Origin of the sequence: Haloarcula sp. CBA1129 (assembly GCF_008729015.1) — an archaeon.
Taxonomy (GTDB): Archaea; Halobacteriota; Halobacteria; order Halobacteriales; family Haloarculaceae; genus Haloarcula.
This window is the reverse complement of sequence record NZ_RKSM01000001.1, coordinates 1,897,977-1,917,782: the sequence shown is the minus strand read 5'-3', so window position 1 is coordinate 1,917,782 and position 19,806 is coordinate 1,897,977. Positions and strand designations below refer to the sequence as shown.

Below are 19,806 nucleotides of genomic sequence, written 5' to 3'. Positions count from 1 at the left end.
AGCGACGGTTTCCAGAGTTTGGAGAGAACCCGAATACCGATACCGTTTGGCTATACCATCTTAAGTGGTCCGTTCCTATATTAAACATATGACAGGAGCCAGTACCACTGCAACGACAGTACTTCAGGCGACACAGTCAGAAGTGCTTCAGGAGATACAGTCGAATTTCCTCCTGAACTCCTCGCTCTGGGTGAACATCGCGCTGGCGGGCGTCGTGATTCTCCTGTTCGTTGCGATGGGTCGCGAACTCGAATCGTCACGGGCGAAACTCATCTGGGTCGCGACGATGTTGGTCCCGCTGGTCTCGATTTCCAGCTACGCCGGTCTGGCTTCTGGGCTGACGGTCGGCTTTCTACAGATGCCGCCGGGTCACGCCCTCGCCGGTCAGGAGGTCCTGTCACCGTGGGGACGATACCTGACATGGACGTTCTCGACACCGATGATTCTCCTTGCACTGGGGCTGTTGGCTGACACCGATATCGCGTCGCTGTTTACCGCCATCACGATGGACATCGGGATGTGCGTGACCGGCCTCGCCGCCGCGCTCATCACCTCCTCACACCTGCTTCGCTGGGTGTTTTATGCCATCAGCTGTGCGTTCTTCCTCGCAGTACTATACGTCCTGCTCGTCCAGTGGCCGGCTGACGCAGAGGCTGCTGGGACAAGCGAGATATTCGGGACGCTCAAGCTGCTGACAGTCGTGCTGTGGCTCGGCTACCCGATTCTGTGGGCGCTTGGCTCGGAAGGACTTGCGCTCCTGAGCGTCGGCGTCACCTCGTGGGGCTACTCCGGCCTCGACATCCTCGCGAAGTACGTCTTCGCGTTCCTGCTCCTGCGCTGGGTCGCCGCAAACGAAGGCACTGTCTCCGGCAGTGGCGTGAGTCTTGGCTCTGGGGGCGCTGCGCCCGCAGACGACTGAGTTCACCGTCGTTTCCGGTTTTTCGACGAAGAAATAGCGTGTCGTGTCCAGCTCCGGCGGCGCAGGGAAACAGGCGTATCGGTCTCGAATCGCTGCGAGACAAAACGCTCGCGTGTCGCGACGCCCCCGCTCGCAGTTCGAGGTTCTTCCCTGCGGTCAGAATCTCGCTCCCTACGGGAACAGGAGCTGCCGATCCCGCGGGAACACCGTCACTTCGCTCCGCTCGTGACGAGCCCCCGCTCGACAAATCATGTCGTCGCCTATGGCGACAGACGCTGCCGATCTCGCGGGAACAGCACCGCTTCTCGGATGTTCTCTAACCCGAGCATCGTCATGATGAGGCGCTCGCCGCCAAGGCCCCAGCCGGCGTGTGGCGGCATGCCGTACTTGAACATCTTGGTGTAGTACTCGAAGGCTTCCGGGTCCAGCCCCTGCTGTTCGAACCCTTCGACGAGGTGGTCGAAGCGGTGCTCACGCTGGCCGCCCGAGACCAGTTCCATCGACGGGTGCATCATGTCGAAGCCGGTCGAGACTTCCTCGTCGTCGTCGTGGTCCTTGATGTAGAACGGCTTGATCTCGCTGGGCCAGTCGGTGATGAAGTAGTGCTCGCCGACTTCCTGCCCGAGGACGTGTTCGGCCTCCGTCGAGAGGTCGTCGCCCCACACCAGCGGCTCGTCGAGTTCACCGGTGGCGTTGATCTTGTCGAGGGCCTCCTCGTAGGTGAGCCGCGGGAAGTCGCCCTCTGGAGCCGCGAACTCGTCTTCGAGGCCGAGCGCTTCGAGGTGGTCCTGACAGTTCTCGGCGACGCCATCGTAGGCGGCCTTGACGACGTGTTCGCAGGCGTCCATGGCCTCGGTGTGGTCGTAGAAGGCCGACTCGAAGTCGATAGAGGTCGCTTCGTTGAGGTGCCGGGGCGTGTTGTGCTCCTCGGCGCGGAAGATCGGGCCGATCTCGAAGACGCGTTCGAGGCCGGAGCCGACCATCAGCTGCTTGAACAGCTGCGGGCTCTGGTTCATGAACGCCTCCTGTCCGAAGTAGGTGATCGGGAACAGCTCGGTTCCACCCTCGGTCCCCGTTGCGACGATCTTCGGCGTGTTAATCTCCGTGCCGTTGATCTCCCGGAACGCCTCGCGGACCGACCGGAGGACTTCCGCGCGGATCTCGAAGATGGCCTTCACTTCGTCCTTGCGGAGGTCGAGTGTCCGGTTGTCGAGGCGGGTCGGCAGTTCGGCGTCGACCTTGCCCGACGGGTCAAGCGGGAGTTCGGGGTCGGCTTCGGAGATCACGTCGACCGATTCGGGCGTGACTTCGACGCCCGTCGGCGCGCGTGGCTCCTCTTCGACGTCACCAGTGACCGAGATAACCGACTCGCGCTGGACGTTCAGCCCCGTCTCGACGAGGTCGTCGTCCATCTCGTCTTTCTCGAACTTGACCTGTATCTTCCCGGTGGTATCTCGAAGAATGAGGAAGGCGATTCCACCGAGGTCTCGGATCTCGTGGACCCAGCCGGCGACGGTGACCGTGTCACCCGGCGTCGCGTCCGCCGTGTATGTTCGGTTTTCCATGGCTGTTCGTTCTTGTGGCCGTAACTTAAGAACAGTCTTTCGAGGCGAGGGTAATCCGTTCTCGGAACACGGTTGGCCGTGAGAAAATACAACACCTTTGGGCCGACCGAAGCGATAGCGCGTTTCTATGGAAACATAGCAGCCGTTGATAGTGTATTTTATATGATATACTTTCAAATCCGACCACATGGCCCTCCCCCGATGGTTTCCCATCGCACGGAAAGAAGCAGTCACGTTGTTCAAGTCGAAAGCAATCTGGATACTTGCGCCCCTGCTCGTCGTCTGGGGGTATGGTCCAACCTACGAGAGTTGGGACGTACTTGGCCCGAACGTCACGGTCGGCTTCGTTCAGGCCGCTGGATCGGTCCTCCTCCCCCTCGGTGTGCTGTTGCTGACGTATCGGTCGATTATTCAGGAGCGTACATCGGGCAGTCTGAAGTTCCTGCTTGGACTGCCACTTACCCGGACTGATATCCTTGTCGGCAAAGTCTGCGGTCGGAGCGTCGGCGCTGTGGTGCCGTTCGCTCTGTCGACAGTCGTTCTCGGAATCATTGGCGGCGTCAAGTTCGGGCTGTTCTCGCCGCTACGTTTCATCGGCGTGTTCCTCGTGACAGTACTGTACATCGTTGTGCTCGTGTCGGTTGCGACAGCGGCATCGGCAGTCACGACCAGCGAAGTCCGTGTCACCGCCGTACTGTTCGGTGTCTTCTTTTTGATTCTGACACTTCTGTGGCGATTCATCGGTGCCAGTATTTATTCGGCTGTGACCGGAACCGCGGCCAATCCGTTTGACCCGCCGGCTGACGGTCTGTTGTTCGCCATCCTCCGAATCTCGCCGGGGCGCGCGTACCGAACAGTAACGAACTGGATACTCGGAGTTGGAAACTCCGGTGGCCAGTATACGTCTGTGATTGATGTCATGTACCCCGGTCTATCGACCAACGAGTACGTGGTTGATGCAGCCTTCAGCGGACAGCCAGTCCCGGTGTATCTCCACGAATCACTCGGCCTTGTCGTGCTCCTCCTCTGGGGGATTGTTCCGCTGGCACTGGCCGGTTATCGGTTCAATCGAGGTGATCTCGCGTGACGCCGCCGGCAATCGAGACCGACGGGCTATCGAAGCAGTACGGCGAAACTGTCGCGATTGATGCACTGAATATGACTGTCGAACAGGGCGAGGTGTACGGCTTCCTCGGCCCGAACGGCGCTGGCAAGTCGACCACAATCAATCTGCTGATGGACTACATCAAACCAACGTCTGGGACAGCGCGCGTTCTGGGCCACGACCCGTGGAACGATGTCGTCGCCTGTCATCAGCGCATTGGTATCTGCCCCGACCGCTTCGAGACGTACGGTTCGCTGTCCGCGCGGCGGCATCTCGAACTGGTGATCGATACGAAGCGTGCGGATGACGACCCACAGACACTGCTTGAGCGTGTCGGACTGGCCGACGCCATCGAGAAGCCTGCCGGCGAGTTCTCACAGGGGATGGAACAGCGGTTGGCACTCGCAATGAGTCTCGTCGGGGCACCGGACCTCCTGATTCTCGATGAGCCGTTCACCGGGCTTGACCCGCACGGCGTCGCGCTGGTGCGGGATGTTGTCGAAGCCGAGTCCGAACGCGGCACGACAGTGTTCTTCTCTAGCCACGTCCTCGGGCAAGTCGATCTGGTCTGTGACCGCATCGGGATTCTGTATGAGGGAGACCTCATTGTTGAGGGGACCCTGTCGGCGCTCCGGGACACCTGTGATCTTTCGTCTGACGCGACAGTCGAGGATATCTTCATGACACTAACCGATGGTTCCGCCCGCGCTACGGAGGGAGATGCATGAATCGCCGCCAGTATCTGACCGTGTCGACGGCGGCGCTCTCCGGTCTCGCCGGCTGTCTGGGTGACACCGAGTACACGATCTCCAGCGTGGAAGCCGAAGACGATTCGCACCCGCTCGCACTCGATGTGACAGTCGCTGACCGGAATATCGCAATCGAAAGCCCCGGTCGGCTGGACATAACGCTCCGAAACACTGGGACACAGGACGTGAGCATCAAGAACACCGGTGTCTGGCCACTCGGAGTGTTAGGACTGGTGCCAGCGGATGCGTCAGAGTCCGTTGCCATCCTTCTGTTGACCGACGAGTATGAGAAGGCAGATACCGTCGAGATACAGCCAACCGGAGCAAGCAAAGACAATACCCCACTCACCGGAACGCTAGCGGCCGCTGAGTCCATCGAGCGGCAGTATGAAATCGACGGTCGGCGGGTTTCAGATACTGGCACATACACGCTGCAAGGCTACTTTGACGCAGTTCCCCTCTCCTACCGTCTGGGCGAGGATGCAGACTGGGTCGCGTATCACCCGTCAGTAACGGTGACACTCGCTGAACAGTCGGCGCTTCCCTGAAACGCCCGGCCGAAAACCGATGTCGGTCTAGTCTCTACCTGTGGCCCGTACGACCCGCTGAAAGTCCGAACCGGCATCCACTTCCAACGGAGACCGGAGCGGTCCTTCAGTTTCGCCACCCGCTCGGCGAGCGACAGCCAGCCACGGAACGCCATCCCCTCGAAACCTACCACGACGACCTGCTGGACCCCTGTGACGTGCCGACGGGACAGTCCGCCGTCGACCGGCACGCGCTTTCAGCAGGAATCGGTATGGCTGACAGCGACCACGCGTCAATGGCAGTAGACAAAAACCACCTCAGCGGCGTCGTCGGTCGGCTGCTCGAACGGCCGACTTCTCCTACTTGACCGTCGCCGTCGCGTCTTTCGCGCCCTTCACCGTCTCTCGTACCGCGTCGACGCCTTCGTCGTGGACGAGGTCGCCGACGACGATGGTATCGGCGTGCTGTGCCATCGTGCGAGCGGACTCGTAGTCGTGGATGCCACCGCCATAGAACAGTGTGGCGTCGTCGAGGATGTCCGCAGCGGCGGCGACGATGTCGGGGTCGCCGAGCATCCCCGAGTACTCCACATAGACGATTTCCTGCCCCAGCAGGTGTTCGGCCGCCTCGGCGTAGGCGGCTACGTCGTCCGCGTCGAGGTCGCAGTTGGCCTGCGTGTAGGACGCCACCGATGCCTCCGGGTTCATCACGATGTAGGCCTCGGTGAAGGTCCGCGACCAGTCGATATCGTCGTCCATGCGTATCCACTCCTTGTGCGCGCCGGTGATCCAAGCCACGTCGCCGGCGTTCATCACGACCGGGATGAGATAGCCGTCGTGACGGTCGCTGTGGACGACCGACGCGGGGTTGGACGGCTCAATATACACGGGAATATCGTGTTTCCCGCACGCGTCGACGACCCGCTTCATTTTCTCCTCTGTCATCCCGGTGGTCCCGCCGACTTCGATGGCGTCGGTCCCCGTCGCCGCGACGTCTTCGAAGGTCTCTCCATCAACCAGCGTCTTGTCGGGGTCTATCTTCACGATGTGGTCCCAGTCCGCCCAGTCGCTCATACCTGCCAGACTTGCGCGTGGCCGTATAACCGCTTCGGATACGCCGATGACAGTGGGCCCGGCCGGTGTCGACTCCGGATATATATGTCTCCGAAGGTTTATGATGGCTATGTTACAATCGTCAGACGATGACAGCGGACAAGCGTCTGTACGTTGTCACTGCCATCCGCGGCGTGCTCGTTCTCACGGGCGCTGTCGTGACGGTGGCGGTGCTGTACTCCTTCTCGACGATGCCGACAGCGTCGGCGTCCGGCGGCGGCTTCGTCCGCGGACTCTCGTATCTGTTCGGTAGCGTCTTCTTCGTCCTCGCGCTGGGCGGTGCCGGACTCGGCCTCGCCTTACCATCACTTCTGGGGGCTGACGATGCGCTGGCGTTCGACCGCTGGCAACGCCGGTGTCTTCAGGCCGCTGGCGGCCTCTTCCTCGGTGGGTTCGTCGTCGGACTGGCGACGGGGCTGCTCACCCAGTTGCAGTTCGGCCTGCTTCTCTGGCTTGTCGCCATTGTCCTTGCCGTACTTGTCGTCAGTTGCGTGCTTGTCTGGCGGCTGTTCGAAGTGTTCGTGACGGCGCTGGTCCGCCTTATCGCCGCAGAGACCGGTGAGTGACCCACACCATGCCGGACTACGGTAACGCTGATACCGACGGCAATCGAACGCGACAGTCGTGCAGCGACTTACGACAGTCGAGACGGTCCACGAGGACGGGTCGTGGTTGTTCACCGCCGAAGATCCATACGGCGACCTCGAAGAAGTCGTCCTCGTCCCCTGCGAGGACGGCGTCGAGGCGTGGGTGAACCGATGTACGCACGAGGCACAGCGGTTCGATACTGGACGGGGGGTCCCGATGCGCGATGACCAGCTCATCTGCCCCCGGCACGGCTCGCTGTTCGATGCCTGCGACGGCGGCTGCGACAACGGCGACGCCGCAGGGACGACGCTCCCCGGCGTCGAAATATCCGAGACCCACGGCGACGTGTTCCTCACTGACGACGACTACACGTTCGCCCACGAGGGCGGTATCGATGACGACGACGGTCCGAGTTCCACGTCCCACCTCCAGCTGTGACCGACGGCCACAGCATCGACCGCGACCGACTTCAGGCGGGCGTCGTCGAATGCCCGCTCTGTGAGCGCCAGATTCCCGAACCGGTAACGCATGCAGTCGTCTACGGTGCTGTCGACACAGTCACGGCCGACAACGCCGAGGCCGTCGAGTGTCCGGTCTGTGACGGCGTGACGTTCGTCGCCGACTGACCGGGAACCGGCCCACGTCAGGCTTCCAGTTCGTCTTGCCAGTCCCGGACCTGTGTAGCGCTGACGCCCTGTACCTCTGTCGCGACGACATCGGGGTCGGCCTCCCGGAGCGCCGCCAGCGAGTCGACGCCGGCGTCGCCGAGCTTCTCCGCGGTCGCGGAGCCGATACCGCTCAGGTCCTCAAGATCTTCGACGGCGGTACGGGCCTGATACTCCTCGTAGTTGCAGATGGGACAGCCAAGCTCCCACGGGTCGTCGCTGTCGGCGTCGATGACCAGCTCCGGGAGGTCGTGTTCCTCACAGAACGCCTCGGTCACCGAGATGTCGCCGTTGCGGGGCAGCGGTAGCGAGTAGTCACAGTCTGGGTAGCGCGTACAGCCGACGAGCCGGGAGCCCGAACGAAGGTGTTTGATGGCCAACTCGCCGCCCTCCGCTTCGGCGGCTTCGTCGCCTTCGCCTCGTTGCTCCCCCGGAGCAACGCCACAGTCGGGACACGGGCCGATGACTTCGTCCTCGCTCTCGTCGGCCTTCTCGGCCTCACAGCGGGGACAGCCGTGGACGAACGTGTCCCGGCCGGCGAGCATTTTGACGTGGTGCATATCGTGTTCCTCGCAGTGCTCTTCGAGCACTTGCGGCTCACCCGTCGAGGGCAGCGGGAGCGTGTTGCGACACTCGGGGAAGCCGTCACAGCCGACGAAGTACGACCCTTGGCGCGAGCGCCGAACAAGCATGTCCTCGCCGCACTTGGGACAGGGGCCGAGGGTCTTGTCGGCTTTCAGCGATTCCTGCAGGTGCTCGCCGATTTCCTCGCGGGAGTCCCGCAGTTCGTCGAACACGCGCTTGAGCATCTCCCGGGACTCATCAGCCACTTCATCCAGTGATTCCTCGCCGTTGGCGATGGCGGTCATGTCCGCCTCTAGCTGGGCGGTCATCTCGTCGCTGACGACGTGGTCGGCGAACTCCTCCGCCGCCTCGACGACGGCCATCGCCAGCGTCGTCGGCCGGGGCGGGTCGCCCTCGATGTAGCCGCGGTCGTACAGTTTTTCGATGGAGTTGTGGCGCGTGCTCTTTGTCCCCAGTCCTTTGTCCTCCATCGTCTGGATGAGCCGGGACTGGCCGTAGCGACGCGGCGGCTGGGTCTGCTTGGCTTCCATCCGGACCTCGGAGATGGCCAGCTCCTCGCCCTCCTCGACATCGGGGACGTGGTTCTCGCTGGCGCTGGAGTAGGGGTACACCTCGTGGTAGCCCGGTTCGACCAGTCGCTTGCCGTTGGCCTTCAGCGAGCGGCCGCCGGCGTCGGCGACGACGCGGAGGTGCTCCCACGTGGCGGCCTCGGCAACCGTCGCGAAGAAGCGCCGGACGACCAGTTCGTAGATCTCCCACTCGTCGTCTGAGAGGTCCACCTTCGGCGGAATCTCGCCGGTCGGGTGGATGGGCGGGTGGTCGGTGGTCTCCTCGTCGCCTTCGGTGGCGGTGATGTCGTCCTGTTCCAGTAGCATCTCGGCGTCTTCGCCGAAGTGTCCGGCCCCGACGAACTCGTCGAGTAGCGCGTCCTCTTCGAGGTCGTCCGGGTAGACCGTGTTGTCCGTTCGGGGGTAGGTGATGTAGCCGGTGGTGTACAGTTCCTCGGCAATGGACATGGCCTGCTGGGCGGAGTACCCCAGCGAACTCGCGGCGGAGATGAAGGCAGTAGTGTTGAACGGCGTCGGCGGGCTGTCGGTGCGGGTCCGGCGGCGGACACTCGTCACCGTCGCCGCGTCGACGCTCGTCAGGTCGGCGTAGGCGTCGTCAGCGTCGCCTTCGACCCAGACCCGCTCGGCCTCTTTCCCGTCGTCATCGTAGAAGTACTGCGCCTCGAACCCCGAGCCGTTCTTCTGGAGGTCGGCGAAGATCTCCCAGTAGTCCTCGGGGTCGAAGGCCTGAATCTCGCGCTCACGGTCGACGATGAGCTTCAGCGTCGGGGACTGGACCCGACCAACGGAGATGAAGTCGTCGCCCAGCTGCCGGGCTGACAGCGAGAGAAAGCGAGTGAGCGCCGCCCCCCACACCAGATCGATAATCTGGCGGGCCTCGCCCGCGGCCGCGAGATCGAAGTCGATGTCGTCGGGGTTGGCGAAGGCGTCCCGGACCTCTCGCTCGGTAATCGAGGAGAAACGGACACGGTCGACGGGTACGTCGGTCTCCTCGCGGATGAGTTCGTAGGCCTCCTTGCCGATGAGCTCTCCCTCGCGGTCGTAGTCTGTTGCGATGGTGGCCTCGTCGGCCTCACGGGCCAGTTGCTTCAACGTCGTGACGATGTTCTCTTGTGTGGGCTCTTTCGTCACGTCGGCGTCGATGAGCTCGACCGGCTCAACGTCGCGCCAGTCGTTGTACTCCTTGGGGAAGTCGACGCCGACGACGTGCCCGGAGAGGCCGACCACGCGGGTGTTTCCCCACCGATAGACGTTGACGCCGTTTTGCCGGCTCGCGGACGCGCTCCCCTCAGAGAGGATCTCCGCGATGCGGCGGGCGGCGTTGTCCTTCTCGGTGATAATCAGCCGCATCAGACACCACCTGTTGCTGTCATTACCCGTCGGTACGGAGTCAGTTGTTCTAAAGGCTTTCGGGAAAATCAGGCGACAGCGCGGGTGTGCGGGCGCTTGCGGGGCCGCTCGCGCTCGCGCGGAGGTAGCCCCTACAAATCCGGTATCCCCCTCGGACGAACAGTCAATACCAGTCCCGCGCTGCCGCCGGTCAGGGCGGCACTTATCACTTCGATGCACTCTTGCCACTGCCACCCCCACTGCCGGTATGAATCGCCGGACGACCAAACTCCTCCGCGGAACCGCCGCCGCGCTCGTCTTCGCGACGGCGGCGTTTCACCTCTGGTGGGGCCTCCCGCGAAGTATCATCTACGCGCAGGCGATTGAGGGACTCTTCGGACGGGGGCTCCCGCCGGACCCTCGCCCCTTCCTGTTTGTCGCCTTCGCCGCGGTGTTGCTCGCTGGGCCGTATCTCATCACCAGAGAGATCATCGGCCTGCGGAACGCCTACATCGCCGGGACAGTCCTCATGATCGCATCCATCGCCGGCTGGGTGTTCTGGCACGCCACTGGACACGGTGCCTTCCTCGTTTCAGGGTTCTCTGCACCATCGTCCGGTGGCGGCGGCCACCACGGCGGGAGCACTGCCCTGCTGATACTGGACCATTTCAACACGGAACCGACCGAATCAGCTATCAAGACCCTCGAAGCACTCGCCGCTGCGATATTCGTGACGCTGCTGTGGAAAGACCCTGCGATTATCCCGGGCGAGCAGCGTGAGCGGGTCGAGTCGAACACGTCGAGCGAATCGTAGCACGCGACTCAGCGTAGCGGCTATCCGGCCACCCCCTCAAATCAGATGAACCTGTAAGATTCAGGATCAATTCGGCAAGGAAGCGGCGGTATCGTGACATTTATCATCAATAGTATGTCTCTTGTTACAGGATGGAATCCTCTATCCCGGACGTGATATGGGACCCAGGGATGGACCGGGTGTTTGAGGCGTTGTTTACCCGCCGTCGGCGAATGATTCTGTTCATGCTAAAACAGAGTAGTCCACGGCCAATTGTCGACTTTCTGCCCAGAAGTGCCGGGGCCAGAAATACTGAAACCGAACTCCGCCACGACGACTTGCCGCGTCTGGCCAGTTTAGCGTACATCGACTGGGACCGAGCGGCCGATGAGGTATCGCGGGGCCAGCGATTCGACGAAATCGAACCGATGCTCGAACTGTTCGAGAACCACGCTGATGAACTGCCAGACGACTGGCCACAGCGATAACTGCAGCACTGCAGACTCACCACCGCACCGCTCAGCCTGATTCAGACGCTGTCTTAGCTCTCCAGTTCCTCGCGTAGCAGCCCGTTCACGTCGCCGGGGTCGGCGCTCCCGCCGGTCTTTTGCATGACTTGCCCGACGAGGAAATTGAGTGCACCGTCCTCGCCGCTGTGGTAGTCCTCGACGGCGTCGGGGTTCTCGTCGATAGCCTCTTTGACAGCCTGCTGGACCTCGTCGCCGGAGGTCTTGCCCAGTCCCTCGCGGTCGACGACAGTGTCGGGGTCATCGCCCGTATCGAGCATCTCCCGCAAGACCGTTTCGTGGGCGTTTTTCGCGGTAATCTCGTCCTCCGAGACAAGTGCCACGAGTCGGGTCACCTCGTCGAAGCGGTCATCGATGTCAGTGATGGCCATGTCGCGGTAGTTCAGTTCTCCGAGCAGATTGTCGGCGACCCACGTCGCGGCCAGATCAGCGTCGAAGCGCTCGGCCACGTCCTCGAAGAAGTCCGCGACCTGTTTCGTGCTCGTGAGCTTCGAGGCGGCTTCCTCGCTCAGACCGTATTCGTCGACGAACCGCTGGCGGCGGGCGTCGGGGAGTTCCGGGATCGGGACCTCGTCTTTCCAGTGGCTGACTCGCAGGGGCGGCAGGTCTGCCTCCCGGAAGTAGCGGTAGTCCTTCTCTTCCTCCTTCGAGCGCATCGACACCGTGTTGCCGTGCGTTTCGTTGAAGTGGCGAGTCTCCTGCTCGACGGCGCGTCCCGACTGGATGAGCTTCCGCTGGCGGGACGCTTCGAAGGAGAGTGCCTGCTCCGCGCCCTTGTGGCTGGAGATGTTCTTGACCTCGGTACGGTTAGCGTCTTCGAGCACGGACTCGTCGATGTCGCCGTCCTCGTTCACTTCGCTGGCGTCGACCATCGAGAGGTTCGCGTCGATGCGGAGGCTGCCGTCCCGCGTCGCGTCGAACACGCCGAGGTATTCCAATACTTCTTCGAGCTTTTCGAGGAACGACCGCACCTCACCCGGTGCGCGGAAATCCGGTTCGGTGACGATCTCCATCAGCGGCGTGCCGGCGCGGTTGTAGTCGATGAGCGTGTAGTCCGCGCGCTCGATGGAACAGGTCCGGGATTCAAGCGGACCCGTGCCCTCGCGGACGTGTTTGATGGAGCCGGGGTCCTCTTCGAGGTGTGCTCGGCGGATGTCGACGCTGCGGCGCTCGCTCTCGACGCTGAATTCGAGTTCACCGTCTTGGCAGATGGGCGAGTCGTACTGGGTTATCTGGAAGTTCTTCGGAAGGTCAGGGTAGTAGTAGTTCTTCCGGTGGAACGTCGTCTCTTCCGGGATGTCGGCGTCGATGGCCTTGCCGACCTTGACGGCGGCCTCGACCGCGCCCTCGTTGACCACCGGGAGCGCGCCGGGCAGGCCCAGACACACCGGACAAGTGTGGGTGTTGGGTTCGGCGTCGGCCACATCGGTCGAACAGCCACAGAAGATCTTCGTCTCCGTCTCGAGCTGGACGTGGACCTCCAGCCCGATGACGGCCGCGAGTTCGCGGGACTCGGACGCTTGTGCAGTCATTAGCCGTGGTTCGGTGGCGCGTGGCTAAAGGCTAACGACCCCGTCTAATCGGTCCGGACATCTCCGACCGGAGCGGACGTATCACTCGAACTGCCAATGTCTGACGTAGGTATAAGTGTCCAGACTGGCTGGGTAACGGATATGTGCGGCAACCGAGTCGAGGAACTCGAAACGCGCGTCAGAGAACTGGAAGCGTCGGTCGAAGGGCTGACCGACGAACTCGTCGAATGCAAGGTCCGCATCCGCGAACTCGAAGCCAGCGTTGACGAAGACAACGGATTCAGCGCCGACGAGTCCGACTCGGAGGCATCGGCCGCCACCACGTCGGAGGCCGACACACCTAACACCGAGGATACCAACGAGGTTGATAACAGGGAGGAAGCCGAGGCCGCGTCGGAGGCTGAGACCGAGGAGGACTCGGAGTCCGACATCATCGTCGCGTAGGGCTGTCGGCCACACCACCGCATGCATATCAAAGAGCTCGTCCTCGACAATTTCAAGAGCTTCGGGCGTAAGACCCGAATCCCGTTTTACGAAGATTTCACTACCATTAGCGGCCCGAACGGCTCGGGCAAGTCCAACATCATCGACGCGATACTGTTCGCGCTCGGACTCGCTCGCACTTCGGGTATCCGCGCCGAGAAACTCACTGACCTCATCTACAACCCCGGCCACGCCGACGAAGACGCCGAGTACGACGGCGAGCGGCAGGCCAGCGTCGAGGTAATTCTGGCCAACGATGACCGGACGCTGTCACGATCACAGGTCGTCAACGCCGCCGGTACCGAAGACGTGGGCGACGTGGACGAAATCGCCATCAAGCGCCGCGTCAAGGAGACCGAGGACAACTACTACTCCTACTACTACATCAACGGCCGCTCGGTCAACCTCTCAGACATTCAGGACCTGCTCGCACAGGCCGGCGTGACGCCGGAGGGGTACAACGTCGTCATGCAGGGCGACGTGACCGAGATCATCAACATGACCGCCGGCTCCCGTCGGGAGATTATCGACGAAATCGCCGGCGTCGCCCAGTTCGACGCGAAGAAGGCCGACGCCTTCGACGAGCTGGAAGTCGTCCAAGAGCGAATCGACGAGGCCGAACTCCGCATCGAGGAAAAGCAGGAGCGTCTCGACCAGCTCGAAGACGAGCGGGAAACGGCGCTCAAGTATCAGGATCTCCGCGACGAGAAAGAGGAGTACGAGGGGTACCGCAAGGCCGCCGAACTCGAAGACAAGCGCGAGGAACTGGCGGCCGTCGAGGAGGCTATCGACGAGCTGGAATCCGAGCTCACGGAGCTCCAGACGGAACTCGACGAGCGCCAAGGCGCGGTCATCCGACTGGAAGACGAACTCCACGAACTCAACGGGGAGATCGAGCGCAAGGGCGAGGACGAACAGCTCGCCATCAAGCGCGAGATCGAGGAGATCAAAGGCGACATCTCCAGATTAGAGGACAAAATCGAATCCGCCGAGGAGACCGTCGAGGCCGCGGAGAACGAGCGCCGGCAGGCGTTCGTTCAGATCGACCGCAAGCAGGAGACCATCGACGACCTCGAAAGCGATATCCGCGAGACGAAAGTCGCCAAGTCAAACGTCAAGGCCGACATCGCCGAGAAGGAGTCCGAACTCGCCGAGGTACAACAACGGATCGACGAGGTCGGCGAGGAGTTTCAGGAGGTCAAGGACGAGCTGGAGGAGAAACGCTCGCGGCTGGAGACCCTCAAAAGCGAGCGGAACGACCTCCAGCGCGAGCAGGACCGCCTGCTCGACGAGGCTCGCCGGCGCTCGAACGCCGAGGACGAGAAGCGCGAAGCCATCGAGGACGCCGAGGCTGAGATTCCCGACCTCGAAGCCGACATCGAGGACCTACAGACGGAACTGGAGAAAGCCGAGAAGAACAAAGCGACCATCGGCGAGGTCGTCGACGACCTGCGCGCGGAGAAGCGCGAACTCCAGTCGGACTTAGACGACCTCGAAGACGAAATCAGCGCGAAACAGCAGGAGTACGCCCAGCTAGAGGCGAAGGCCGGCGAGGACGGTGACTCGTCGTACGGCCGCGCGGTGACGGCGATTCTGAACGCCGGACAGGACGGCGTCCACGGCACGGTCGGGCAACTCGGCGGCGTCGACCCCGAGTACGCCACCGCCTGTGAGACGGCGGCGGGCGGGCGACTCGCTCACGTCGTCGTCGATGACGACAACGTGGGCCAGCGCTGTATCGAGTACCTCAAATCACGCAGCGCCGGCCGGGCGACGTTCCTGCCGATTACACAGATGCAGAACCGCTCGCTGGGCTCGCTGCCAAGCGCCGACGGTGTCATCGACTTCGCGTACAATCTCGTGGACTTCGACCGCGAGTACGCGGGCATCTTCTCGTACGTGCTCGGCGACACCGTCGTCGTCGACAGCATGGACACCGCTCGCGACCTGATGGGTGACTACCGGATGGTCACCCTCGACGGCGACCTCGTCGAGAAATCGGGCGCAATGACCGGCGGCTCCTCGTCGGGCACGCGCTACTCCTTCTCGGGCGGCGCTGGCAAGCTCGAACGGGTCGCCACGCGCATCAACGAACTCGAAGACGAGCGGGCGGATGTGCGAGAGGACCTGCGGGACGTGGAGGAGCGCTTAGACGACGCCCGCGACCGCGAGTCCGACGCGACCGAGCAGGTCCGCGATATCGAGACGAGTATCGAACGCAAGCAGAGCGCCCTCGAAGACACACGTGACCGCATCGAACAGCTGGAAGCCGACCTCGAAGAGATCGCCGCGGAGCGCGAGGACGTGGCCGACCAGATGGACGAACTGGAGGCCGACATCGAGGCCAAAAACGAGGAGATCGACGCGCTCCAGAGCGACATTGACGACCTCGAAGCCGAGGTTGAAGATTCGGAGCTGCCGGACCTGACTGACCAGCGCGAATCCATCAAGGACGACATCGACGCGCTCGAAGACCGTCAGGACGAACTCGACGCCGAACTCAACGAGTACGAACTCGAAAAACAGTACGCAGAGGAGGCTATCGAGGACCTCCACGACGACATCGAGGCGGCCCAGAACCGCAAGGCAGAACACGAGGAACGCATCGACGCCCTCGAAACAAAGGTCGCCGAGAAACAGGAACTGCAGGCCGAGAAGGAGCAGGCAGTCGCCGACCTCGAAGAGGAGCTGGCCGAACTCAAGTCCGAACGCGAGGACCTGAAAGCCGACCTGCAGGAGGCAAAGGAAGCTCGGGACGAGCAACAGGCCGCGGTCTCTGAAATCGAGCGGGACCTCGAATCCGAGCAGGAGACTCAGGAGCGTCTGGAGTGGGAAATCGACGAACTCGAAGCGCAGGTCGGCGACTACGACCCCGAGGACGTGCCCGACCACGAGACGGTCGAACAGGAGATCGACCGGCTGGAAACGGAAATGGAGAAGTTAGAGCCGGTCAACATGCGCGCCATCGAGGAGTACGACCGCGTCGACGACGACCTGCAGGAACTCGAAGACAAGAAGGCGACGCTCGTCGAGGAGGCCGACGGTATCCGGGAGCGCATCGACACCTACGAGGCCCGCAAGAAGGAGACGTTCATGGAGTCGTACACGGAGATCAACGACCAGTTCCAGAACATCTTCGAGCGGCTCTCGAACGGTACCGGCCACCTTCACCTCGAAGACGAGGACGACCCCTTCGAGGGCGGGCTGACGATGAAGGCCCAGCCGGGCGACAAGCCGATCCAGCGGCTGAACGCGATGTCTGGCGGCGAGAAGTCGCTGACGGCGCTGGCGTTCATCTTCGCCATCCAGCGGCACAACCCCGCGCCGTTCTACGCGCTGGACGAGGTCGACGCCTTCCTCGACGCGGCCAACGCCGACCTCGTCGGCGAACTAGTCGATGAACTCGCCGGGGACGCCCAGTTCGTCGTCGTCTCGCACCGCTCGGCCATGCTCGAACGGTCCGAACGGGCCATCGGCGTGATGATGCAGGGCGACAACGTGAGTGCGGTTACTGGCATCGACCTCAGCGGTGATGGTGACGGTGACGAGGAGGTTCCGGCTGATGACTAGCGAGTCGCCACGCGGCTCGGAACAGTCGAGCGGCGACCGCGGGGAGCCGCGAGACGATGAAAAGACGGACGATCAGGCGGATGACATCCCCCTGAACATCACCGGCCACGAGGACCGCGAGCCGCCCGGTGAGTCGGGCGATGCAGCGGCACTATTGGGCGACGATCCAGACCCGAGTGGCGGCATGACGGAGCGGGACAGTGTCGAAGGCGAGGCGACTGCCGACGACAGCGACGACGAGGACGTCGAACCGGTCGAGGTGCTGGTCCAGCTCGCGGACGACGGCGAGATCGACCCGTGGGATATCGATGTGGTGCGGGTCACCGACAAGTTCCTCGACCGAATCGACGATGCGGACCTGCGCACGTCGGGCCGGGCGCTGTTCTACGCGAGCGTCCTGATTCGGATGAAAAGCGACGCGATGCTCGGCGAGGGCGAGACCGAGGAGGAACCGGCCGAACCATGGGAGCAGGCGATGCACGAGGACGCCCCTATCGAGGAGCCGGACCCGTTCGCCGCGCTGGAGTCGGAGATGGACCGCCGGCTCGAACGCCGTCGCGCCCGCGGGATGCCACAGACGCTCGACGAACTGGTCCGGGACCTCCGGGACGCCGAGCGTGAATCGTGGTGGAAGGAGTCTCGCGAGTATGACACCAGTGACTCCCCGAGCGGGTTCGACCGCGGAACACAGGAACTCGACTATCGTGGGGCCGACGACATGCGACTGGACGAGGAACCGTCGGCGGCCGACGTGACCGGGACGGCCCACGCCGAGAATATCGACGACATCATCGCCGACGTCCACGACGCCGTCCGCGAGCAGTACGACCAAGGCCGCGAGGAGGTGCTGTACCGCGAGGTCGACACCGCCGGCGGGACCCGCGTCGAGACGTTCCTCGGACTGCTCTTTTTAGCCCATCGCGGTCAGGTTCGCCTCCAGCAGGACGACCTCTTTGGTGACCTCTGGATTCAGGACCCCAGCGCCGCGACCGGGTCAGACGAGGCTGTCGCGGACTGACCGAGTCAGCCGTGACTACGGCTCACCGTACACGCAGTGGGCCAGCAAACAGGTTCAAACGGGTCGAACCCTAAGCGTGAGTAATGGCGACACAGTCCTCGCCGCCGGAGTTACCGGACCCGGAAACGCTCGCAGATACGTTCCACGTGTACGAGATCGACAGGACCGCCGAGGACGGCGTCCGGTATTACGGCGAGCCGATGACCGAGTCCGAGCAGGTCATCAACCGAATCGCGCCGGCGTTCCGTCAGCGCGGATATCGCGTCGCGCTCAAGCGGGAGATGGGCGAGTGGGTGCTGATCGCGCGGGAGCGGTCGCTCGGCGTCGATGGCATCCCGTGGCTGAATGTTGGACTCGCTGTTCTGACGCTGGTGTCGACGCTGTATGCCGGGACCCGCTGGTATGGGCTGTCTGTTCTCGAAGACCCGACAGCCATGGTCAAGGCGTGGCCCTTTGCCGCCGCCGCACTGGGGATTCTTTCGATTCACGAGTTCGGCCACTACGTCATGAGCCGCCACCACGAGGTGGAGGCGAGCCTGCCGTACTTCCTGCCGTTCCCGAACGTGCTCGGGACGCTGGGCGCGGTTATCAGCATGAACGACCACATCCCCGACCGGAAGGCGCTGTTCGATATCGGCGTCGCCGGCCCGCTGGCGGGCCTCGTCGCAACGGTCGTCGTGACGGCCATCGGCGTGACGCTTCCACCGGTGGAGGTGACCCGCGGCATCGTCACGAACATCGAACTCGGCTACCCGCTCCTGTTGCAGGGTATCGCTGCACTCATGGGTGAACAACTGGAGTATGCGAACCCGCAACTCCTCCCGAACCCGGTCGTCATCGGCGGCTGGGTGGGGGCGTTCGTGACCTTTCTGAACCTCCTGCCGGTGGGCCAACTCGACGGCGCACACGTCGCGCGGTCGCTGTTCGGCGACCGACTGTCGATGGTCCAACTGGCGGTCCCCATAGCTCTCTTCGGGCTGGCTGGCTACCTCGTCGCTTTCGAGGGTGGCCGAGCGGCCGGGCTGTGGGCGTTCTGGGGCTTGCTGGCGCTGGTGTTCGGCCGGCTTGGCTCTGCGACGCCGCTGGACGAGACACCACTCGGACGGGGTCGCTGGGCTATCGGTCTGGTCACGTTCGTTCTGGGTATGCTCTGTTTCGTTCCGGTGCCGCTCGTTATTACGATGTAGCGGTTTCTCGCTGTCCGAACGCCCGCCGCCGGCTTACAGCCCGTACGGGTCGTACTCTGGTCTGGTATCCGCGTCGGAAGGGAGCGCATATCGCTCCCGGAACTCAGTGAGTAGTCCGTCAGCGGCGGCAGTGAACAGCACGGCGACGCCGTAGGGGCGGGAATACGAGTCGGCATCGGGCGCGTCGGGGTCGATGAAAATCGCATCCGTCGGTGGCTCACCGATACTGGGAAGTTTAGTCAGCAGTGACTCCATCGGCACGAGGCCAGTGAGCACGCTCGGGACGAACGTGCCGCCGGGCAGCGGCGCGCGCGGCTGGACGAAACACTCAGCAACCGGCTCGCCGTCCTCTTCGAGCGTCGCACTCGCCGGGCGTTCGAGGTCCGGTTCCCAGAGGTCCGCCGCGACTTCGGGGACTTCGGCGTCAACGGCGAAATCCATCGCGACGCGGTCGCGCCGCTCGAACGAAAGCAGCGACCAAGCTTCCTCCGAATCGTCGGGATTGCCGCCAAGCGTCGCCTCGACGAGGTCACCTGTCCGGAGGTCATCGACCGCTGGCTGTTGCTCGCCGTAGCCGGACTGGTACACGGTGTAGAGCCGCGTCGCATCGGTGTCGAACAGATTGATGTGTGGGACCGCGTCGACGACGCGGTAGACCCTGAACACGCCCGTGCGCTCGTCCATATTCCCCAAACGCGCTCCATCGTCAAGACTCCGCGGACTCGCCGCCACTCAGGCAGCCGTCATAAGTCTGAGCCACTCGGTCAGGCAGTCGTCGCTGCAGTGGTGGTGACGCTGTCGTCCGCCGTCCGTGTCAAGCACCCCGACGACGAGGTGCCAGTCGTCGGCGTAGACGTGGCCGCCACAGACCACGCAATCGCGCACCGTCTCATCGTCCATCTGCTTCCCGATGGACACCGTCTCGACGTAGTAGCTCCCCCCGAGGGCATAGGGCGTTTCCAACTCCATCGACACTGTCTGA

General features: G+C 63.0%; 19 protein-coding genes. 13 read left to right on the top strand and 6 right to left on the bottom strand.

The genetic code is table 11. The features are described 5' to 3' along the window. The first annotated feature begins 88 nt into the window (after window positions 1-88). Window positions 89-919 carry a halorhodopsin gene (gene hop / locus Har1129_RS09520; RefSeq protein WP_151100427.1) on the top strand — a complete coding sequence of 277 codons (831 nt, stop codon included), beginning with the start codon at window positions 89-91 and terminating at the stop codon, window positions 917-919. 260 nt (window positions 920-1,179) lie between these two features. Here the strand turns inward: hop and aspS are convergent, their stop codons facing one another. Then, window positions 1,180-2,484, bottom strand: coding sequence for an aspartate--tRNA(Asn) ligase (gene aspS, locus Har1129_RS09515; RefSeq protein ID WP_151100426.1), 1,305 nt, complete (start codon window positions 2,482-2,484; stop codon window positions 1,180-1,182). A gap of 187 nt (window positions 2,485-2,671) precedes the next feature. On the opposite strand from aspS, the gene Har1129_RS09510 reads away from it, so the two are divergent. From Har1129_RS09510 to Har1129_RS09500, 3 genes are read left to right on the top strand one after another with little or no spacing between them, the layout of a single operon-like run. Continuing rightward, a complete protein-coding gene (locus tag Har1129_RS09510) occupies window positions 2,672-3,571 on the top strand; it encodes an ABC transporter permease (protein ID WP_151100425.1) in 900 nt (299 codons plus the stop codon). Beyond that, the gene (locus Har1129_RS09505; protein ID WP_151100424.1) at window positions 3,568-4,317 is read left to right on the top strand and encodes an ABC transporter ATP-binding protein; all 750 of its coding nucleotides are present in this window, start codon (window positions 3,568-3,570) and stop codon (window positions 4,315-4,317) included. The genes Har1129_RS09510 and Har1129_RS09505 overlap by 4 nt, the downstream gene beginning before the upstream one ends. After that, complete coding sequence (locus Har1129_RS09500) at window positions 4,314-4,886, top strand: hypothetical protein (protein ID WP_151100423.1); 573 nt, start codon at window positions 4,314-4,316, stop codon at window positions 4,884-4,886. The genes Har1129_RS09505 and Har1129_RS09500 overlap by 4 nt, the downstream gene beginning before the upstream one ends. Before the next feature lie 339 nt (window positions 4,887-5,225). On the opposite strand, the gene Har1129_RS09495 is transcribed toward Har1129_RS09500, so the two are convergent. Continuing rightward, complete coding sequence (locus tag Har1129_RS09495; protein WP_151100422.1) at window positions 5,226-5,939, bottom strand: phosphoglycerol geranylgeranyltransferase; 714 nt, start codon at window positions 5,937-5,939, stop codon at window positions 5,226-5,228. Between the two features lie 128 nt (window positions 5,940-6,067). On the opposite strand from Har1129_RS09495, the gene Har1129_RS09490 reads away from it, so the two are divergent. From Har1129_RS09490 to Har1129_RS09480, 3 genes are read left to right on the top strand one after another with little or no spacing between them, the layout of a single operon-like run. After that, window positions 6,068-6,544, top strand: a complete 477-nt coding sequence (locus Har1129_RS09490) for a hypothetical protein (RefSeq protein ID WP_151100421.1) — start codon at window positions 6,068-6,070, stop codon at window positions 6,542-6,544. A 58-nt stretch (window positions 6,545-6,602) separates the two neighbouring features. Continuing rightward, complete coding sequence (locus Har1129_RS09485; RefSeq protein ID WP_014040906.1) at window positions 6,603-7,004, top strand: Rieske 2Fe-2S domain-containing protein; 402 nt, start codon at window positions 6,603-6,605, stop codon at window positions 7,002-7,004. Continuing rightward, window positions 7,001-7,192, top strand: coding sequence for a hypothetical protein (locus Har1129_RS09480; protein WP_151100420.1), 192 nt, complete (start codon window positions 7,001-7,003; stop codon window positions 7,190-7,192). The genes Har1129_RS09485 and Har1129_RS09480 overlap by 4 nt, the downstream gene beginning before the upstream one ends. A gap of 17 nt (window positions 7,193-7,209) precedes the next feature. Here Har1129_RS09480 and Har1129_RS09475 read toward each other — a convergent pair whose 3' ends face one another. Then, window positions 7,210-9,735 carry a DNA topoisomerase I gene (locus Har1129_RS09475; RefSeq protein WP_151100419.1) on the bottom strand — a complete coding sequence of 842 codons (2,526 nt, stop codon included), beginning with the start codon at window positions 9,733-9,735 and terminating at the stop codon, window positions 7,210-7,212. Between the two features lie 247 nt (window positions 9,736-9,982). Here Har1129_RS09475 and Har1129_RS09470 point away from each other — a divergent pair, with 247 nt between their 5' ends. Further along, entirely contained in the window at window positions 9,983-10,528 is a 546-nt protein-coding gene (locus tag Har1129_RS09470) for a hypothetical protein (RefSeq protein ID WP_151100418.1), read from the top strand. Window positions 10,529-10,698: 170 nt separating this feature from the next. Then, window positions 10,699-10,995: a hypothetical protein gene (locus Har1129_RS09465; RefSeq protein ID WP_151102126.1), complete on the top strand. Its 297-nt coding sequence runs from the start codon at window positions 10,699-10,701 to the stop codon at window positions 10,993-10,995. A 53-nt stretch (window positions 10,996-11,048) separates the two neighbouring features. Here Har1129_RS09465 and gatB read toward each other — a convergent pair whose 3' ends face one another. Then, the gene (gatB, locus tag Har1129_RS09460; RefSeq protein ID WP_151100417.1) at window positions 11,049-12,566 is read right to left on the bottom strand and encodes an Asp-tRNA(Asn)/Glu-tRNA(Gln) amidotransferase subunit GatB; all 1,518 of its coding nucleotides are present in this window, start codon (window positions 12,564-12,566) and stop codon (window positions 11,049-11,051) included. Between the two features lie 141 nt (window positions 12,567-12,707). Between gatB and Har1129_RS09455 the strand changes: the two genes are divergently transcribed. The 4 genes from Har1129_RS09455 to Har1129_RS09440 all read left to right on the top strand — a co-directional run bounded on the left by Har1129_RS09455 (window position 12,708) and on the right by Har1129_RS09440 (window position 18,824). Next, window positions 12,708-13,010: a hypothetical protein gene (locus Har1129_RS09455; RefSeq protein ID WP_151100416.1), complete on the top strand. Its 303-nt coding sequence runs from the start codon at window positions 12,708-12,710 to the stop codon at window positions 13,008-13,010. Window positions 13,011-13,031: 21 nt separating this feature from the next. Next, on the top strand, window positions 13,032-16,619 hold the full coding sequence (gene smc, locus Har1129_RS09450) for a chromosome segregation protein SMC (RefSeq protein WP_151100415.1): 3,588 nt from the start codon (window positions 13,032-13,034) through the stop codon (window positions 16,617-16,619). Continuing rightward, window positions 16,612-17,637: a segregation/condensation protein A gene (locus Har1129_RS09445; protein ID WP_151100414.1), complete on the top strand. Its 1,026-nt coding sequence runs from the start codon at window positions 16,612-16,614 to the stop codon at window positions 17,635-17,637. Before smc ends, Har1129_RS09445 begins: the two co-directional genes overlap by 8 nt. A gap of 83 nt (window positions 17,638-17,720) precedes the next feature. Then, window positions 17,721-18,824: a site-2 protease family protein gene (locus Har1129_RS09440; RefSeq protein WP_151100413.1), complete on the top strand. Its 1,104-nt coding sequence runs from the start codon at window positions 17,721-17,723 to the stop codon at window positions 18,822-18,824. Window positions 18,825-18,857: 33 nt separating this feature from the next. Here Har1129_RS09440 and Har1129_RS09435 read toward each other — a convergent pair whose 3' ends face one another. Together Har1129_RS09435 and Har1129_RS09430 are read right to left on the bottom strand one after the other, a co-directional pair. Further along, entirely contained in the window at window positions 18,858-19,508 is a 651-nt protein-coding gene (locus Har1129_RS09435) for a hypothetical protein (RefSeq protein WP_151100412.1), read from the bottom strand. 48 nt (window positions 19,509-19,556) lie between these two features. Next, window positions 19,557-19,793, bottom strand: coding sequence for a hypothetical protein (locus Har1129_RS09430; protein WP_151100411.1), 237 nt, complete (start codon window positions 19,791-19,793; stop codon window positions 19,557-19,559). Window positions 19,794-19,806 lie beyond the last annotated feature (13 nt).

Bases quoted from the DNA above. Each gene is read 5' to 3' on its own strand.
- Har1129_RS09475 (WP_151100419.1), bottom strand. From the start codon at position 9,735: ATGCGGCTGATTATCACCGAGAAGGACAACGCCGCCCGCCGCATCGCG.
- aspS (WP_151100426.1), bottom strand. From the start codon at position 2,484: ATGGAAAACCGAACATACACGGCGGACGCGACGCCGGGTGACACGGTC.
- Har1129_RS09465 (WP_151102126.1), top strand. From the start codon at position 10,699: ATGGACCGGGTGTTTGAGGCGTTGTTTACCCGCCGTCGGCGAATGATT.
- Har1129_RS09470 (WP_151100418.1), top strand. From the start codon at position 9,983: ATGAATCGCCGGACGACCAAACTCCTCCGCGGAACCGCCGCCGCGCTC.
- hop (WP_151100427.1), top strand. From the start codon at position 89: ATGACAGGAGCCAGTACCACTGCAACGACAGTACTTCAGGCGACACAG.
- Har1129_RS09455 (WP_151100416.1), top strand. From the start codon at position 12,708: ATGTGCGGCAACCGAGTCGAGGAACTCGAAACGCGCGTCAGAGAACTG.
- Har1129_RS09510 (WP_151100425.1), top strand. From the start codon at position 2,672: ATGGCCCTCCCCCGATGGTTTCCCATCGCACGGAAAGAAGCAGTCACG.
- Har1129_RS09500 (WP_151100423.1), top strand. From the start codon at position 4,314: ATGAATCGCCGCCAGTATCTGACCGTGTCGACGGCGGCGCTCTCCGGT.
- Har1129_RS09440 (WP_151100413.1), top strand. From the start codon at position 17,721: ATGGCGACACAGTCCTCGCCGCCGGAGTTACCGGACCCGGAAACGCTC.
- smc (WP_151100415.1), top strand. From the start codon at position 13,032: ATGCATATCAAAGAGCTCGTCCTCGACAATTTCAAGAGCTTCGGGCGT.
- Har1129_RS09445 (WP_151100414.1), top strand. From the start codon at position 16,612: ATGACTAGCGAGTCGCCACGCGGCTCGGAACAGTCGAGCGGCGACCGC.
- Har1129_RS09435 (WP_151100412.1), bottom strand. From the start codon at position 19,508: ATGGACGAGCGCACGGGCGTGTTCAGGGTCTACCGCGTCGTCGACGCG.
- Har1129_RS09495 (WP_151100422.1), bottom strand. From the start codon at position 5,939: ATGAGCGACTGGGCGGACTGGGACCACATCGTGAAGATAGACCCCGAC.
- Har1129_RS09490 (WP_151100421.1), top strand. From the start codon at position 6,068: ATGACAGCGGACAAGCGTCTGTACGTTGTCACTGCCATCCGCGGCGTG.
- gatB (WP_151100417.1), bottom strand. From the start codon at position 12,566: ATGACTGCACAAGCGTCCGAGTCCCGCGAACTCGCGGCCGTCATCGGG.
- Har1129_RS09430 (WP_151100411.1), bottom strand. From the start codon at position 19,793: ATGGAGTTGGAAACGCCCTATGCCCTCGGGGGGAGCTACTACGTCGAG.